The sequence below is a fragment of the Streptomyces sp. NPDC050549 genome, assembly GCF_040655035.1.
Taxonomy (GTDB): domain Bacteria; phylum Actinomycetota; class Actinomycetes; order Streptomycetales; family Streptomycetaceae; genus Streptomyces.
The window spans coordinates 165,477-181,318 of sequence record NZ_JBFAJD010000009.1 but is presented as its reverse complement, the minus strand read 5'-3'; the positions used below and the strand labels follow the sequence as shown (position 1 = coordinate 181,318).

Here is a 15,842-nt window from a genome sequence, read left to right as displayed (position 1 = left end):
CCGATACCCGGAATACGTGCCCCAGGAACGGAATTCCCGCGTGGTCAGAGGCTGTTCCTGTGCCACCGGTGGACCGGCGGCCCTCAGAACCGGTGTCGCCGGTGTTGCCCTCGTACCCCTCGCTCACGTCCTGCCGCCCCTCGGTGACATCTGGTCAGTCCCGGTACCTGCCCCGGGAGTTGTCGCGGTGCCCTTGCGGAGGACGATCCTACGGTTGCGCACCGGGGGCACATCAAGGGTCTCATGTGGACATGTGCGCGGGGGTGCGGTCCCAGTCCTCCGGAAGTGAAGGTACAGCCCAGGACGGATCCGGGCGCCAGTGCTGCCAGCCGTCCGCGAACGGAGCACCCCACGCGCGGATCACATCCACCGCCGACCAGCCCGCTTTCCGTACCCGCTCGGCGAGTTGGGGATCCATCAGCCCGTCCCGCTGGGCCTGCGCGAACTCGTCCTCGTCACGCCACTGCCAACTCCGGTCCGGGTCAACGGTGATGTCCAGGAAGTGGTCCTCGGAGTCGACCCCGCCGGCCCAACGGGCCAGCGGCTCCTCAAGGTTCACGTACCAGTTCTTGAACCGCCATCCAGGCTCCCAGAACAGCCACACCGACCACGGCTCACCGGGCCGCGCCAGCTTCAGCACGCCCGTACCGAACCAGCGGTCCAACTGCACCGTGCGCGGCTTGGTGTACCGGGTCTCCAGCGGCTCCCCGTGCACCGACGTGCCGTCCGCGAGCACCGGCTTCACACACTCGGTGCCGGGCGCCATCCAGACGGCGAGCAGCTCCTCGTCGTCGCGGACGACCGTGACGGGGCGGGCGATGTGGAAGCGCGGTCCGGCGTTCTCCCGATAACGCCACAGGATCTGACTCCCGGGCGCCCAGAAGGCCGTAGACGTACCCGCTTCCACCGCTCTCACCGCTCCACCGTCTGCCATGAACAGATATTAGGTGCCCCGGGCATACGACGCTGCGGCGCGCGTCACGGTTCTCGCCACGGCGGCAATTGGTTACGGACGCGTCATCCGCAGGACATCGAGGGCCTCGTCGAGCTGCGCCTCGGTCAGGTCACCGCGTTCCACATAGCCGTTCTCCAGCACGACTTGGCGGATCGTCTTCCGCTCCGCCAGTGCCTTCTTGGCCACCTTGGCGGCCTCCTCGTACCCGATGTACTTGTTCAGCGGGGTGACGACGGACGGCGAGGACTCCGCGTACTCCCGCGCGCGCTCCCGGTGCGCGACGATCCCGTCCACGGTCCGGTCGGCGAGCAGCCGCGACACGTTCGCGAGCAGCCGGACGGACTCCAGGACGTTCTTGGCGATCACCGGCAGCATCACATTGAGCTCGAAGTTGCCCGCGGCCCCGGCGGTGGCGACGGTCACGTCATTCCCGACGACCTGCGCGGCGACCATCAGCACGGCCTCCGGAATCACCGGGTTGACCTTGCCGGGCATGATCGAGGACCCCGGCTGCAGATCCGGCAGCGAGATCTCGGACAGCCCGGTGCGCGGCCCCGACGCCATCCACCGCAGATCGTTCGCGATCTTCGTCAGTCCTACGGCGATGGTCCGCAACTGCCCGCTGGTCTCGACGATCCCGTCCCGCGCACCCTGCGCCTCGAAGTGGTCCCGCGCCTCGGTCAGCGGCAGCCCGGTGACCAGGGCGACCTCCGCGATCACGGCGGCGGAGAAACCGGGTGGGGTGTTGATCCCGGTGCCGACGGCGGTACCGCCGAGCGGCAGTTCGGCCAGCCGGGGCAGCGAGGCCTGCAACCGCTCGACGCCGTACCGCACTTGGGCCGCGTACCCGCCGAACTCCTGCCCCAGCGTCACCGGGGTCGCGTCCATCAGATGGGTCCGCCCCGACTTCACCACGTCGGCGAACTCGACGGACTTGCGCGAGAGCGCGCCCGAGAGATGCTCCAGGGCGGGGATCAGGTCGTGGATCACGGCACCGGTTGCCGCGATGTGAATGCTGGACGGGAAGACGTCGTTGGACGACTGCGAGGCGTTGACGTGGTCGTTCGGATGCACGTCCCGCCCGAGCCGCTCGGTCGCGAGGGTGGCGATCACCTCGTTGGTGTTCATGTTCGACGAGGTGCCGGACCCGGTCTGGAACACGTCGATCGGGAAGTGCTCGTCCCACGCCCCGCCGGCCACCTCACGGGCCGCCTCCTGGATCGCCTCCGCGATGTCCTTGTCCAGCACGCCCAGTTCGGCGTTCACCTTGGCGGCGGCACCCTTGATGTGGGCGAGCGCCTCGATGTGGGCGCGCTCGATGCGCTGGCCGGAAATCGGGAAGTTCTCGACGGCACGCTGCGTCTGCGCCCGCCACTTGGCGTCCGCCGGGACCCGTACCTCGCCCATGGAGTCGTGTTCGATGCGGTAGTCGCTCATACCTGTATATCGACCGGGAGGGCGGGGATGTTCCGGGTCAGTGGTCCGGGGCCGTGCAGACGGGCTTTCCGGCCACCTCGGCGCACGCCTGTGCCCCGCGCGGGTCCGCGGCGGCCAGCATCGGGCTGCTGTAGCCGTCCGAGCGGTCACCCGGGTACTCGGCGGACAGCTCGTCCCGGCCCGACCTGATCGAGATCTCCCGCGCGCCGCCGACCCGGGTGCGCACCTCGGACCAGACGGTCGCGCAGGACGGCGAGTAGCGCAGCCGCACGACCTGGGCGGCCCGCGCGACGACGCTCTCCGTACGGGCGTCCCGGGCACAGGCCACGGCGGACGGCAGCTCCCCCTGACAGCCACCGTCACGGCAGGAGGCCGCCGCGTGCCACTCCGCCCCGCCGTCGCGGTCGAGGACGTCGGCGGCACCGGCGGTGACCGCGACCGTGGTGGCCATCGCGGCGAGGGCGACGAGGGCGCGGGCGGGGGCGCGCAGCCGGCGGGGGCGTACGGGCAGGACCGGGAGCGGCGGCGGAGGGGTGGGGCCGGGCTGCTCCCGAACCGCCGTGTCCCACAGGGAGAACAGCGGGCCGGGGTCGGTGTGCGCTAGCCGGGCCAGCGCCTCGACCGCGGCCCGGGGAGGGAGCTGGTCGCCGCTCAGATAACGGTGCCAGGTCGACGTGCTGTACGGGGTGACGGCGGCCAGCGCGGCCAGGCTCAGGCCGGTCCGCTGCTTGAGGAGGCGGAGCCGTTCCGTCAGGAGCCGCTGCCGCTCGACCGCCACGTGGCTTTCCATCCTGCTCCCTCGCCGTACCGGGGTGACCGTCGTGATCCGTTCCCGGGGGCGGTACGGGGCCACACCCGGATCGCCCCGAATATTCCGGATTATGAAGGGGTGTTGACCTGGCGTCCCCGACGGGACGTACGGGATCGTCCCGTCGGGGGACCGGGGTCAGGCGGGGGTCAGCACCAGCGGACGGTGCTGTGGTTGCGGACGTAGTGCGCGGAGACGTAGCCCTCGTGGTGCGGCAGCTTGTACCAGCGGTGGTTGCCGAAGACACCGGAGCCGCGCGTCTTGCAGACGATGGGAAGGACCCGCCCGACCGGGCGCGTGCCGACGATGCGGTAGCCGGTGCCGGGGCCGGAGCGGACGTTCAGACGGGTGTACTGGCGGGTCGTGACGCTGCCCCAGCCGTGGGCGGTGACGTGGTGGCGGGTGACGTGGTGCCGGGTGGGGTGCGCCGAGTGGCCGGCCGGGGCGGCGACGGCTGCTGCGGGGAAGAGGGCGACGGCTGCGAGCGCGGCCACGAGACCGTCGCGCAGAGTGCGTCGGATCATGGGGGGTTCCTCCGAGTCGACCGGGGACCACGGGCTGTGATCCAGTCAGCACGGAGCTTTTCCGGCAAAGCGGGCGAAAATGCCGTCCCGTTTGTTCCTGGGACGGATTGGGACAGGGGCGGGATCCCGAGCGCCCCGGGACACCACTCGGGGCTTCCCCTTCTGTGTCCGGGTGGACCAATCAGCTCAGCCCGTCCGGCGTCTGAGGACGAGGCCGTTCAGGCCGATCGGGGGTCCAGGGGGTCCAGCGGGTCCAGCCTCCTGGCGGGGTCGAAGGGGCGGAGCCCCTGGAGGACGGGACGGGTAGGGGCGGCGGGGCGAAATCAATTGCCGCCGCCCCGAAGGGACTACACCAGCCCCGGCCCCCGCACCGGAATGTGCGTGAACGTCGGCTCCGGCGCCGGGTTCTGGAAGAAGTCGTTGCCCTTGTCGTCGACGACGACGAACGCAGGGAAGTCCTCGACCTCGATCTTCCAGACCGCCTCCATGCCGAGCTCCTCGTACTCGACGACCTCGACCTTCTTGATGCAGTCCTGGGCGAGCCGGGCCGCCGGGCCGCCGATCGAGCCGAGGTAGAAACCGCCGTGCGCGTCGCACGCGTCGGTGACCTGTTTGCTGCGGTTGCCCTTGGCGAGCATCACCTTGGAGCCGCCCGCCGCCTGGAACTGCTCCACGTAGGAGTCCATGCGGCCGGCCGTCGTGGGACCGAAGGAACCGGACGCGTAGCCCTCGGGCGTCTTCGCCGGCCCGGCGTAGTACACCGGGTGGTCCTTCAGGTACTGCGGCATCTCCTCGCCCGCGTCCAGCCGCTCCTTGATCTTGGCGTGCGCGATGTCGCGGGCCACGACCAGCGGGCCGGAGAGTGAGAGCCGGGTCTTGACCGGGTACTTGGTCAGCTCGGCGAGGATGTCGTCCATGGGCTGGTTGAGGTCGATGCGGACGACGTCCTTCTCGGCGGAGTCCAGGTGCTCGTCCGTCGTCTCCGGCAGGAAGCGCGCCGGGTCGGTCTCCAGCTGCTCCAGGAAGACGCCCTCGGCGGTGATCTTCGCGAGGGCCTGACGGTCGGCCGAGCAGGACACGGCGATGGCTACGGGGCACGAGGCGCCATGACGGGGAAGTCGGACGACCCGCACGTCGTGGCAGAAGTACTTGCCGCCGAACTGCGCCCCGATCCCGATCTTCTGCGTCAGCTCGAAGACCTTCTGCTCCAGGTCCTTGTCCCGGAAGCCGTGGCCCAACTCCGAGCCCTCGGCCGGGATTTCGTCCAGGTAGTGCGCGGAGGCGTACTTCGCGGTCTTCAGCGCGTACTCGGCGCTCGTACCGCCGACAACGATCGCCAGGTGGTACGGCGGGCAGGCCGCCGTGCCCAGTGAACGGATCTTCTCCTCCAGGAACTTCATCATGGAGCCCTCGTTGAGGACCGCCTTCGTCTCCTGGTAGAGGAAGCTCTTGTTGGCCGAGCCGCCGCCCTTCGCCATGAACAGGAACTTGTAGGCGCCGCCGTCGGTCGCGTACAGCTCGACCTGCGCGGGCAGGTTCGACCCGGTGTTCTTCTCGTCCCACATGGTCAGCGGGGCCATCTGCGAGTACCGCAGGTTGAGGTTGAGGTACGCGTCGTAGATGCCGCGCGACAGGGCCGACTCGTCGCCGCCCTCCGTGAGCACGTTCTGTCCGCGCTTGCCCATGACGATCGCCGTACCGGTGTCCTGGCACATGGGCAGCACACCGGCCGCCGCGATGTTCGCGTTCTTCAGGAGGTCCAGCGCCACGAACTTGTCGTTGTTCGACGCCTCGGGGTCGTCGATGATCCGGCGCAGCTGCGCGAGGTGGGCCGGCCGCAGATAGTGCTGGATGTCGTGGATCGCCTCGGCCGCCAGCCTCCGCAGCGCCTCCGGCTCGACCTTGAGGAACGTCCGCCCGTCGGCCTCGAAGGTGGAGACACCCTCGGAGGTCACCAGCCGGTACGGGGTGGTGTCCTCTCCCATAGGGAGCAGATCGGTGTACGCGAACTCAGGCATGTCGCCCATTCCTCACTCGACAGACAGCGCAGCCGGCCTCCATTGGCAGGCCTCCACCAGCGTAGAACCTGCCGCTGACACCGGGCTTGTGAGGTAAGGCTCAGTTCGCCGGGCGCCGCGCCACGCCAACGTTGTCCACACCCCTAGTCGCGATCTATCGCGTTTCGGTACCCTGCTGTCGTGGACCTTGAGAAGCAGCCCGCATCCGCGCCCACGGCCCCGCAGCCCGCGCCCGCCGCCTCCGCGCTGCGCGCCTCGGACGCCGACCGTGACCGCATCGCCGACATCCTGCGCGACGCCCTGGTCGAGGGGCGGCTGAGCGCCGACGAGCAGGCCGAGCGGGTCGAGGGGGTGCTGAGCGCCAAGACGGTCGGTGAGCTGGAGGTCTTCATCCAGGATCTGCCGGCCGCCCATGGACACCGGGCGACGGCTTCGTCGTACAGCCCCGCGCCGAACCGCCCGACGGAGGGCGCGATCCCGGCCGAGGCCGACGGACACGTGGTGGCGGTGTTCAGCTCGGCGATGCGCAAGGGCCGCTGGCGTGCCGGTCGCCGCATGCACGCGTACGCCGTGTTCGGCAGTGTCGAGATCGACCTCAGCGAGGCGATCTTCGAGTACCAGCAGGTCGTCATCAAGGCGATCTCGGTGTTCGGCAACGTCGAGATCCGCGTCCCGGAGAACGTGTCGCTGCGCGGCACCGGCGGCGGCGTCCTGGGCAACTTCGAGGTGGACACGCTGGACTCGCTGGAGCCGGACGCGCCCGTGATCTACGTCGACGGGTGGGCCGTACTCGGAAACATCGAGGCAAAGCCCAAGCGCGGCAAGCTCGTTGCGGACATTCTCGATCGGGTTCAGCGCAAGGTCGACAAGGGTTTGCGCAAACACCTGGACCGTTGACGGTTGTGAATCGGGACACATGTGGAGCTGATCGGTCCGTGCCGGTCCGCCCCTGACATCGCGCACAAGCACACGGAAACCAGCGGTTCGGAACTCAGTGCATAGGCGCGCGCACAGCGGGTAGGCCTTGCTGCATCGTCTCTCGCTCGCGAAGCCGTCGTCAGGAGTAGACCGTGCTGCAACCGTCGCATTCGTCCCTGCAGGTAGCTGCTGTTCCGGCCCAGCGGGTGCCTGCGCGAGACAGGGACCAAGACGCTCCATGGCACACCGAAGCGGTGTGCCGGCGCGACGAGGCCGGCCTGTTCTTCGCACCCTCCAAAGAACCCACCGCCGCCCGGCTCTCCCGCGAGGACGCCGCCAAGCGCGTCTGCGCGCGCTGTCCGGTCATGGTCGAGTGCCGCGAACACGCGCTCCTCCAACCCGAGCCCTACGGCGTCTGGGGCGGCCTCACCGCCGCCGAACGCCGCGTGGTCCTGGCCAGGCGCCGCCGCCGCGACCTGGAACTCCAGAAGGCGAGGGCGGCGGGCCGCATAGCAGCGGCAGGCTGACCGACGTAGAAGAGGCGCCCCCACCGCACCGGGGGCGCCTCTTTCACGTACGACCGTGTGGTCGTGGCTGTGGCTGTGGCGTGGCTACTTCGCCCGATCGAAGTCGATCGCGCTGTAGGCCCGCAGCTTGCTCAGCCGGTGCTCCGAGTCGATGCGCCGCACCGTGCCCGACTTGGACCGCATCACGATGGAGTCGGTGGTCGCGGTCTCCGAGCGATACCGCACGCCCCGCAGCAACTCCCCGTCCGTGATCCCGGTCGCGACGAAGAACACGTTCTCACCTGACACCAGGTCGTTGGTGGTGAGCACCCGGTCCAGATCGTGCCCCGCGTCCAGCGCCCGCTGCCGCTCCGCGTCGTCCTTGGGCCACAACTTGCCCTGGATCACGCCCCCCAGGCACTTCACGGCGCAGGCCGAGATGATGCCCTCGGGCGTGCCGCCGACACCGAGCAGCAGATCCACGCCGGTGCCCTCGCGCAGCGCCAGGATCGAGCCGGCGACATCGCCGTCGGAGATCAGCTTGATCCGCGCACCGGTCTCCCGGATCTCCTTGATGATCCCGTCGTGCCGAGGCCGGTCCAGGACGACGACGGTGACGTCCTCGGGCGTGACCCGCTTGGCCTTGGCGACCCGGCGGACGTTCACCGAGATCGGGGCCTCGATGTCGACGAACTCGGCGGCCTCGGGCCCGGTGACCAGCTTGTCCATGTAGAAGACGGCGGACGGGTCGAACATGGAACCCCGGTCCGCGGCGGCCAGCACGGCGATCGCGTTCGGCATGCCCTTGGCGTTGAGCGTGGTGCCGTCGATCGGGTCGACGGCGATGTCGCACTCGGGCCCGGTCCCGTCACCGACGCGCTCGCCGTTGAAGAGCATCGGCGCCTCGTCCTTCTCGCCCTCGCCGATGACGACGACGCCGTTCATCGAGACGGTGGAGACGAGGGTCCGCATGGCTCGTACGGCGGCACCGTCGGCGCCGTTCTTGTCACCGCGCCCGACCCAGCGGCCCGCGGCCATCGCGGCGGCTTCGGTCACCCGGACGAGTTCCAGGGCGAGGTTGCGGTCGGGGGCCTCGGAGGGGACTTCGAGTTCGGACGGCAGATGATGATGCTCGGTCATCGGAGCGCACCTTTCTGATACGACGACGGCCGGATGAGGGTATGGCCACGACTCTATCGCCAGACAGACAAAATGAGCAGGGGGCCCCACGGATGAGCGGGCCAGGGTACCTGCGACGATAGGGACGTGGCAGGTTCGAACGGCAAGCAGAAGACGGTCCGGGACATGATTCTCTCCCTGGGCCTGATCGGGATCGCGGCGGCGATCGTCTACATCTTCATCCCGCACAGCGACCACGCTCCGGACGTCAAGCGGGTCGACTACCGCGTGGAGCTGCTCACGGCGCGCCGTGCGGCGCCGTACCCGGTGGCGGCGCCGGAGGGCCTGCCCAAGAGCTGGAAGGCGACCTCGGTCCGCTACGACGGCGCCGCGTTCGATGCCTGGCACCTCGGGTTCAGTGCCCCCGACGGTCAGTACGTGCAGATAGAGCAGTCGACTCAGAAGCCCGCCGACTTCGTCGACACCGCCAGCCAGGGCGCCACCGCGACCAAGACCACCCAGACCATCGACGGCCACACCTGGACCCGCTACACCGGCGGTCGCTACGACGCCCTCGTCCTCGCGGGCAAGGGCTCGACGACGGTGGTGGCGGGCACGGGCTCCTTCGCCCAACTGACCGAGATGGCAGAGGCGTTGAAGACGAAGTAGCCCGACGGGTGTTTCCGCCCTACGGCCGGGCGTACGGCCGGGTCATGATCTCCATGTTGTGGCCGTCCGGGTCCTCGAAGTAGGCGCCGCGACCGCCGAAGAGGTGGTTCGTCCGGCCGGGCTCCTTGTGGTACGGGTCGGCGTAGTACGTGACCCCGGCCAACTCCAGACGGCCGATCATGGTGTCGAACTGCTCGTCGGGCACGAGGAACGCGTAGTGCTGCGGCTGGATCGGCTCGTCGCGCTTCTCGTAGTAGTCGAGTGTCACGCCGTTGCCCAGGTCGACCGGCACGAACGGCCCGAAGGGCGCGCCGACCTCCAGACCCAGGATCGCGGCGAGGAACTCGGCCGACAGCCGCCGGTCCGTGGCGTAGACGGCGGTGTGGTTCAGCTGGACTGACGTTGGCAGTGACATGTGTGAGCGAGTCTCCGAGTCTTTGGTCCGATGAGAGCGCCACGTACGGGCGCCCGGAGGGAAGACAAGGAGAAACGGCGGGGCTCTTGCCCGCCTCGTGCTCACGCCGAGGCCGGGTGCCCCACTCGTGAATGGCCCATGGCCGACCCGGCAGTCACCTGACGGACCCTAGTGCCGCACCGAGCGTCACGGCAATGCCGAATGCCGAGGACCCCGGCGCGGACAGTGTGCTGCCCGCGCCGGGGTCCTCGGTGCGTCACGTGTCTCAGACGGTGGTGACGACCTGGTCGAACTCCAGGCGCGGGGAGCGCGGGAACCAGGCGTCCTCGCCCGGCTTGCCGATGTTGATGACGACGAACGGGGTGTGGTCGTCGTCCAGGAACTCCTTCTGGACGCCCGCGAAGTCGAGACCGGTCATCGGGCCCGCGGCGAGGCCGGCGGCGCGGATGCCGATGATGAAGTACGCGGCCTGGAGCGCGGCGTTCAGCGCGGCGTTGCCCTCGCGGACCTCGCGCTCGCCGAAGACGGCGTCCTTGGCCTGCGGGAAGTGCGGGAAGAGGTGCGGCAGTTCCTCGTGGAACTCGTTGTCCGCGGAGAGGATCGCGACCAGCGGGGCGGCGGCGGTCTTCTTCTGGTTGCCCTCGGCGAGGTGCTGCACGAGACGCTCGCGGGCCTCGGGGGAGCGGACCAGGGTGATGCGCAGCGGCGACTGGTTCATCGAGGTCGGACCGTACTTGACCAGGTCGTAGATCGCCTGGACCTGCTCGTCGGTCACGGGCTCGTCGGTGAAGGTGTTCGCCGTGCGGGCCTCGCGGAACAGCAGGTCCTGGGCGGCGGGGTCAAGAACGAGAGACATACGAGAACTTCCTCAGGGGGCGGAAGCGGATTACCGGACCGCGGTCCGGTTAAGCTGACGAGACCGACCGTACGACACGGTAGGTTCAATGTTCAATCAAAAATGGAGCATGGTGATCCGCCTCACAGCGAACCACTGTTGCCGCTACCGGCCGCCGCTGCCCGGCACCGTTGCCGGGCGCCTCTACTCGGCGTCGCCCTCCGCGGCCTCTTCCTCCGCGAGCGCCGCGTCCAGCCGCGCCCGCGCCCCGTCCAGCCAGCGCCGGCACACCTTGGCCAGCTCCTCGCCCCGCTCCCAGAGCGCGAGCGACTCCTCCAGCGTCGTACCGCCCGCCTCCAGCCGCCGTACGACCTCGATCAGCTCGTCGCGCGCCTGCTCGTACCCGAGCGCCTCTGCCGTCCCGGCACCTTCGTCAACCTTGCTGGTCATCCGCCCACCCTATGCATGTGCCGTATCCACCCGAACCGTGAACTCACCCTCGGCGACCCGCGCCCGCAGCACCTCGTCGGCCGTCACCTCTTCCGGGTCCCGGACGGCCTGCCCGTCGGCCTTCTGCAGCACCGCGTACCCCCGCTTCAGGGTCGCCGCGGGGGAGAGGGCCACCACGCGCGCGTGCGTGTGGGTCAGCTCCGAGTCGGCGCGGTCCAGGAGGTGGCCCAGCGTGCGCCGGCCGCGGTCGAGGAGGGCGGCGACATGGTCCGCCCGCTCGTCGATCATCCGGTGCGGATCCTCTATCGACGGCCGCGCCAGCGCCTGCGCCAGCCCGCGCTCCTCCCGGTCGACGAACGCCACCACGCACCGCCGCGCCCGGTCGCGCAGCTGCCGTACGCGCTCGTACTCCTCGCCCACGTCCGGTACGACCTTCTTCGCCGCGTCGGTCGGGGTGGAGGCGCGCAGGTCGGCCACGTAGTCCAGGAGCGGGTTGTCGGGCTCGTGCCCGATCGCGGACACCACGGGCGTACGGCACTCCGAGACGGCCCGCACCAACTGCTCGTCGGAGAACGGCAGCAGGTCCTCCACGCTGCCGCCGCCCCGCGCCACGATGATCACGTCCACACCGTCGAGCGCGTCCAGCTCCTTCACGGCCTGCACCACCTGCGGCACGGCGTGCACGCCCTGCACGGGCACGTTGCGCACCTCGAAGCGGACGGCGGGCCAGCGGTGCCGCGCGTTCTCCAGCACATCCCGCTCGGCGGCCGAGGCCCGCCCGCAGACCAGCCCGATGAGCTGTGGCAGGAACGGCAACGGTTTCTTCCGGTCGGCCGCGAACAGCCCCTCGGCGGCCAGCGACTTCTTCAACTGCTCCAGCCGCGCAAGGAGTTCACCCACCCCCACCGGCCTTATCTCCGTGGCCCGCAACGACAGCTGCCCGCGCGGGGCGTACCACTCCGGCTTCGCGAGTACGACCACCCGCGCGCCCTCGCTGACGACATCGGCGATCTCGTCGAACACCTGCCGGAAGCAGGTCACACTCACCGAGATGTCGTACGACGGGTCGCGCAGCGTCAGGAACACGACACCGGCACCCGGGCGCCGCGACAGCTGGGTGATCTGCCCCTCGACCCACACCGCGCCGAGCCGGTCGATCCACCCGCCGATCAGCCGGGAGACCTCGCCGACGGGGAGCGGGGCGTCCGGAGCCGTGTTGAGAGCCATGCGCCCGAGAGTAACGGCCGCCTCCGACAACGCGGTCGAGGTGAGGAGCGTGTGACCCTCAACCGGTCTCCGCGTCGGCCTTGTCGCGGTTGCCCTGCACCAGGAGCACCGCCAGCCCGACCGCCAGCCAGATCGCGCCCACCACCTGTGCCGTACCTGACGCCTCCACGATCACCGCGACGGTGATCGCCGCCCCCAGCACCGGCACCAGGACGTGCCGCCACCACACCACCGGTCCTCCCCGGCGCCGTACCGCGAACCAGCCCACCACGCTCGCGTGCAGCAGCGTGAAGGCGGTCAGCGCGCCGATGTCGACGACCGACACCAGCTGGTCGAGCCCGTCGTCGCGGCGGGCGGCCCAGACCGCGGCGACCAGCGTGATGAGGGCCGCCGACAGCAGTGCGACCCGCGGTACTCCGTCGTCGGTCTGCGACAGGGCGCGGGGCAGCCGTCGGTCGCGGGCCATCGCGAACACCAGGCGCCCCGCCGCGGCCTGCCCGACGAGCGCCGCGAAGGCCGCGCCGATCGCCTTGCTGACGGCCACCAGGTTGTGCAGCCAGTTGCCCACCGACACGTCGACCGCGTCGTAGAACGCCGATCCCTGCCTCCCGGCGTCGGCCGCGAGCTGTGCGGAGGTCGTCGGCTCCAGCAGGGCGACCAGGTACGTCTGGGTGATGAACAGGACACCGGCCAGCGCGAGGCAGCACAGCAGCGCCCTGGCGACCTTCTCGGAGCCGCCGGTGACCTCCTCCGCGAAGGTGGCGACCGCGTCGAAACCCAGGTAGGAGAGCACGGCGACGGAGACCGCGCCGATCACCGCCGACAGCGCGAACGCGCCCTGGGTGCCGTCCCCGGACAGCGGTGACAGCCAGCCCCGTTCGGCGCCGTCGCGCGCGAGGACGACGATCGCCGACACGACGAAGATGACGAGGACCACGATCTCCATCGCGAGGACGAGGAAGCCCACGCGCGCGGCGGCCCGCACTCCCCAGAGGTTGAGGCAGGTCGTGAGGACGACTGCCAGCGCGGTCCACACCCACCGGGAGACGTCCGGGACCAGCGCGTTCATGGCGATCCCGGAGAAGAGATAGGCGACGGCGGGGATCAGGACGTAGTCCAGCATCGCCATCCAGCCGGCGATGAACCCGGCCCCCCTGCCGAGCCCCACGCGCGCGTAGGCGAACACCGAGCCCGCCTGGGGGACGACCCGTACCATCTGCGCGTAGCTGAAAGCGGTGAACGCCATCGCGACGGTCGCCACGACGTAGACCAGCGCGACCGCGCCGTGCGACTTGGCGTCCAGGGTGCCGAACACGCCGACCGGCGCCATCGGGGCGATGAACAGCAGCCCGTAGACGACGAGATCCCGGAAACCGAGGCTGCGCCGCAGCCGCGGTCCCTCGCCGGCCGTGGTCGTCGTGTCCGTGTCCGTGTCGGCCATCTCGCGTCTCCCGTACGTAGTGTCCGGCCCCGCCCCTCCCACTCCACCGCCAGTCTCTCCACCGGCGCGATCTTTGACCCGTCGAGCGCGGCCTTACGATGGGACGCATGACTGCTTCGTCTGGCCGCCGTGTCCTGCTCGCCGCCCCCCGGGGCTACTGCGCGGGTGTGGACCGCGCCGTGATCGCCGTCGAGAAAGCCCTTGAGCAGTACGGGGCTCCGATCTATGTCCGGCACGAGATCGTGCACAACAAGTACGTCGTCCAGACCCTGGAGAAGAAGGGCGCAGTCTTCGTCGAGCGGACCGAGGAGGTCCCCGAGGGGAACATCGTGATGTTCTCCGCGCACGGCGTCGCGCCCGTCGTCCACGACGAGGCCAAGCGGGGCAATCTCGCCACCATCGACGCGACCTGCCCCCTGGTGACCAAGGTCCACAAGGAAGCCGTCCGGTTCGCCAACGACGACTTCGACATCCTCCTCATCGGGCACGAGGGCCACGAGGAGGTCATCGGCACCTCCGGAGAGGCCCCCGACCACATCACCCTGGTCGACGGCCCGTCCGACGTCGCCAAGGTCGAGGTGCGGGACCCCTCCAAGGTGGTCTGGCTCTCCCAGACGACCCTCTCCGTGGACGAGACCATGGAGACCGTCGACGCCCTGAAGGAGAAGTTCCCGCAGCTCATCTCCCCGCCCAGCGACGACATCTGCTACGCCACGCAGAACCGCCAGCTCGCCGTGAAGCAGATGGGCGAGGAGGCCGACCTGGTGATCGTGGTCGGCTCGAAGAACTCCTCCAACTCCGTACGGCTCGTGGAGGTCGCCAAGCTGGCCGGCGCGAGCGCCGCCCACCTGGTGGACTTCGCCGACGAGATCGAGGAGGCCTGGCTGGAGGACGTGACCACGGTCGGCGTCACCTCGGGCGCCTCCGTGCCGGAGATCCTGGTCGAGCAGGTCCTGGAGTGGCTGTCCGGGCACGGCTACGAGGACGTCGAACTGGTCAAGGCGGCCGAGGAGTCCATCACGTTCTCGCTGCCCAAGGAACTCCGCCGTGATCTGCGCGAAGAGGCCGCGGCACTGGTCGCCGAGCGCACGGGTACGGCCGGTACGACCCCCTCCGGGCAGTGACTGTCAGTCGTTCGTCGTAGCGTGGTTCCATGCAGATCTTCGGCGTGGACATCGGTGGATCCGGGATCAAGGGCGCCCCAGTGGACCTGGACAAGGGCGAATTGACCCAAGAGCGGTGCAAGGTGCTGACCCCGCAGCCGGCGACACCTGACGGGGTGGCCGACGGCGTGAAGGAAGTCGTCGACCACTTCGGCTGGACGGGACCGGTCGGGCTGACGTTTCCGGGCGTGGTCACCGGCGGTGCCACGATCCGTACGGCGGCGAACGTCGACAAGAGCTGGATCGACACCGACGCGGGCGCGCTGTTCAGCGAGAGACTCGGCGGCCTCCCCGTGACCGTCGTCAACGACGCGGACGCGGCGGGCGTCGCCGAGATGCACTTCGGCGCCGGCCAGGGCCGCAAGGGCACGGTGATCCTGCTGACCTTCGGCACGGGCATCGGCAGCGCCCTGTTCGTCAACGGCCTCCTGGTCCCGAACACGGAGCTGGGCCACCTTGAGCTGAACGGCCACGACGCCGAGAAGAAGGCGTCCAGCAAGGCCAAGGACGACGGCGAGCTGACCTGGGAGCACTGGGCCAACCGCGTCCAGAAGTACCTGGCCCATGTCGAGATGCTGTTCTCACCCGAACTCTTCATCATCGGCGGCGGCGTCAGCCGCAAGGCCGACAAGTTCCTGCACTTCATCGAGGACATCAGGGCCGAGATCGTCCCGGCGCAGCTGCAGAACAACGCCGGGATCGTGGGGGCGGCGATGCACGCGGCGGAGGACGACTAGTCCCCCCGTCGGTCGCCCCGGATCACCCGCGTCGGCGGCGGTTCACCAGCTGGATTCGGCGGACCGTCGCGATGAGGCCCGCGATCAGCGTTCCGCCGTAGAGCCAGCCGGCCTGGGTGGCGAGTCCGGTGACCACACCCATCAGGCGGTTGCCCAGGCCGCCGCTGCCGTCGGCCACCGGAAAGAGGCCCACGGCGAAGGCGATCGGCACGACCACCGGCGCGGTCAGCAGGTCCCCCCGCCGGATCCAGACCGCCGTCAGCACGCACACCGGCAGGAACAGCACGCCGTACACGGTCAGGGACGCCCCGAACAGCAACTGGTCGAGGAAGCCGAGCGCGACCATCACGGCCGCGCAGAACAGGCCGCCGCCGAGCCCGGTGAGCCGGGGGTTCGGCAACGGCCGTACGGACTGGGGCGCCGCCGGGCCGGGGCGTCGTGCGGCCGCCGGACGGCGCTGCGCGGTGCCGCGTGGCTGGGGTCCCGGCCGGGGCGCACGGGCCGGGCCGCCGTTCGGGCCCCGGCCGGCCTGCGGGGGCAGCGGCGGGGCTCCGCGTCTTGCGCCGGGCTGTGGGGGTCGTGTCCTGTGTTGCTCCACTGGACCAACTTAGGTCGGTTTA

The 15,842-nt window shown here is 69.9% G+C and carries 17 protein-coding genes; 5 read left to right on the top strand and 12 right to left on the bottom strand.

Going from position 1 to position 15,842, the window contains the following annotated elements; translation table 11 throughout:
* Positions 1 to 241 precede the first annotated feature (241 nt).
* The 5 genes from AB0I51_RS16140 to AB0I51_RS16120 all read right to left on the bottom strand — a co-directional run bounded on the left by AB0I51_RS16140 (position 242) and on the right by AB0I51_RS16120 (position 5,742).
* Positions 242 to 934 carry a DUF402 domain-containing protein gene (locus tag AB0I51_RS16140; protein WP_362975433.1) on the bottom strand — a complete coding sequence of 231 codons (693 nt, stop codon included), beginning with the start codon at positions 932 to 934 and terminating at the stop codon, positions 242 to 244.
* A 72-nt stretch (positions 935 to 1,006) separates the two neighbouring features.
* Positions 1,007 to 2,392, bottom strand: coding sequence for a class II fumarate hydratase (locus AB0I51_RS16135; RefSeq protein ID WP_362975431.1), 1,386 nt, complete (start codon positions 2,390 to 2,392; stop codon positions 1,007 to 1,009).
* A 37-nt stretch (positions 2,393 to 2,429) separates the two neighbouring features.
* On the bottom strand, positions 2,430 to 3,182 hold the full coding sequence (locus AB0I51_RS16130; RefSeq protein WP_362975429.1) for a DUF2690 domain-containing protein: 753 nt from the start codon (positions 3,180 to 3,182) through the stop codon (positions 2,430 to 2,432).
* 167 nt (positions 3,183 to 3,349) lie between these two features.
* Positions 3,350 to 3,724: an SH3 domain-containing protein gene (locus tag AB0I51_RS16125; RefSeq protein WP_362975427.1), complete on the bottom strand. Its 375-nt coding sequence runs from the start codon at positions 3,722 to 3,724 to the stop codon at positions 3,350 to 3,352.
* Between the two features lie 347 nt (positions 3,725 to 4,071).
* Complete coding sequence (locus tag AB0I51_RS16120) at positions 4,072 to 5,742, bottom strand: fumarate hydratase (protein ID WP_362975425.1); 1,671 nt, start codon at positions 5,740 to 5,742, stop codon at positions 4,072 to 4,074.
* 180 nt (positions 5,743 to 5,922) lie between these two features.
* Here AB0I51_RS16120 and AB0I51_RS16115 point away from each other — a divergent pair, with 180 nt between their 5' ends.
* Entirely contained in the window at positions 5,923 to 6,639 is a 717-nt protein-coding gene (locus AB0I51_RS16115; RefSeq protein WP_362975423.1) for a DUF1707 domain-containing protein, read from the top strand.
* Positions 6,640 to 6,812: 173 nt separating this feature from the next.
* Positions 6,813 to 7,187 (top strand): WhiB family transcriptional regulator, encoded by a 375-nt coding sequence (locus tag AB0I51_RS16110; RefSeq protein ID WP_362975421.1) that lies wholly within the window; start codon positions 6,813 to 6,815, stop codon positions 7,185 to 7,187.
* An 84-nt stretch (positions 7,188 to 7,271) separates the two neighbouring features.
* Here the strand turns inward: AB0I51_RS16110 and glpX are convergent, their stop codons facing one another.
* Positions 7,272 to 8,306 carry a class II fructose-bisphosphatase gene (gene glpX, locus AB0I51_RS16105; protein ID WP_019072737.1) on the bottom strand — a complete coding sequence of 345 codons (1,035 nt, stop codon included), beginning with the start codon at positions 8,304 to 8,306 and terminating at the stop codon, positions 7,272 to 7,274.
* Positions 8,307 to 8,432: 126 nt separating this feature from the next.
* On the opposite strand from glpX, the gene AB0I51_RS16100 reads away from it, so the two are divergent.
* Positions 8,433 to 8,954 (top strand): DUF4245 domain-containing protein, encoded by a 522-nt coding sequence (locus tag AB0I51_RS16100; RefSeq protein ID WP_362975419.1) that lies wholly within the window; start codon positions 8,433 to 8,435, stop codon positions 8,952 to 8,954.
* Positions 8,955 to 8,973: 19 nt separating this feature from the next.
* Here AB0I51_RS16100 and AB0I51_RS16095 read toward each other — a convergent pair whose 3' ends face one another.
* From AB0I51_RS16095 to AB0I51_RS16075, 5 genes are all read right to left on the bottom strand, one after another.
* Positions 8,974 to 9,369, bottom strand: a complete 396-nt coding sequence (locus AB0I51_RS16095) for a VOC family protein (RefSeq protein WP_362975417.1) — start codon at positions 9,367 to 9,369, stop codon at positions 8,974 to 8,976.
* Positions 9,370 to 9,634: 265 nt separating this feature from the next.
* The gene (locus tag AB0I51_RS16090; protein WP_362975415.1) at positions 9,635 to 10,225 is read right to left on the bottom strand and encodes a malonic semialdehyde reductase; all 591 of its coding nucleotides are present in this window, start codon (positions 10,223 to 10,225) and stop codon (positions 9,635 to 9,637) included.
* 183 nt (positions 10,226 to 10,408) lie between these two features.
* Positions 10,409 to 10,654 (bottom strand): exodeoxyribonuclease VII small subunit, encoded by a 246-nt coding sequence (locus tag AB0I51_RS16085; protein WP_019072733.1) that lies wholly within the window; start codon positions 10,652 to 10,654, stop codon positions 10,409 to 10,411.
* Positions 10,655 to 10,663: 9 nt separating this feature from the next.
* Positions 10,664 to 11,881 carry an exodeoxyribonuclease VII large subunit gene (xseA, locus tag AB0I51_RS16080; RefSeq protein ID WP_362975413.1) on the bottom strand — a complete coding sequence of 406 codons (1,218 nt, stop codon included), beginning with the start codon at positions 11,879 to 11,881 and terminating at the stop codon, positions 10,664 to 10,666.
* A gap of 58 nt (positions 11,882 to 11,939) precedes the next feature.
* Positions 11,940 to 13,322 (bottom strand): APC family permease, encoded by a 1,383-nt coding sequence (locus tag AB0I51_RS16075; protein ID WP_362975411.1) that lies wholly within the window; start codon positions 13,320 to 13,322, stop codon positions 11,940 to 11,942.
* 98 nt (positions 13,323 to 13,420) lie between these two features.
* Here AB0I51_RS16075 and AB0I51_RS16070 point away from each other — a divergent pair, with 98 nt between their 5' ends.
* A complete protein-coding gene (locus AB0I51_RS16070; protein ID WP_362975409.1) occupies positions 13,421 to 14,446 on the top strand; it encodes a 4-hydroxy-3-methylbut-2-enyl diphosphate reductase in 1,026 nt (341 codons plus the stop codon).
* A 29-nt stretch (positions 14,447 to 14,475) separates the two neighbouring features.
* On the top strand, positions 14,476 to 15,222 hold the full coding sequence (gene ppgK / locus AB0I51_RS16065) for a polyphosphate--glucose phosphotransferase (protein ID WP_362975407.1): 747 nt from the start codon (positions 14,476 to 14,478) through the stop codon (positions 15,220 to 15,222).
* A gap of 22 nt (positions 15,223 to 15,244) precedes the next feature.
* Here the strand turns inward: ppgK and AB0I51_RS16060 are convergent, their stop codons facing one another.
* A complete protein-coding gene (locus AB0I51_RS16060; protein WP_362975405.1) occupies positions 15,245 to 15,820 on the bottom strand; it encodes a DUF6542 domain-containing protein in 576 nt (191 codons plus the stop codon).
* Between the last annotated feature and the right edge of the window lie 22 nt (positions 15,821 to 15,842).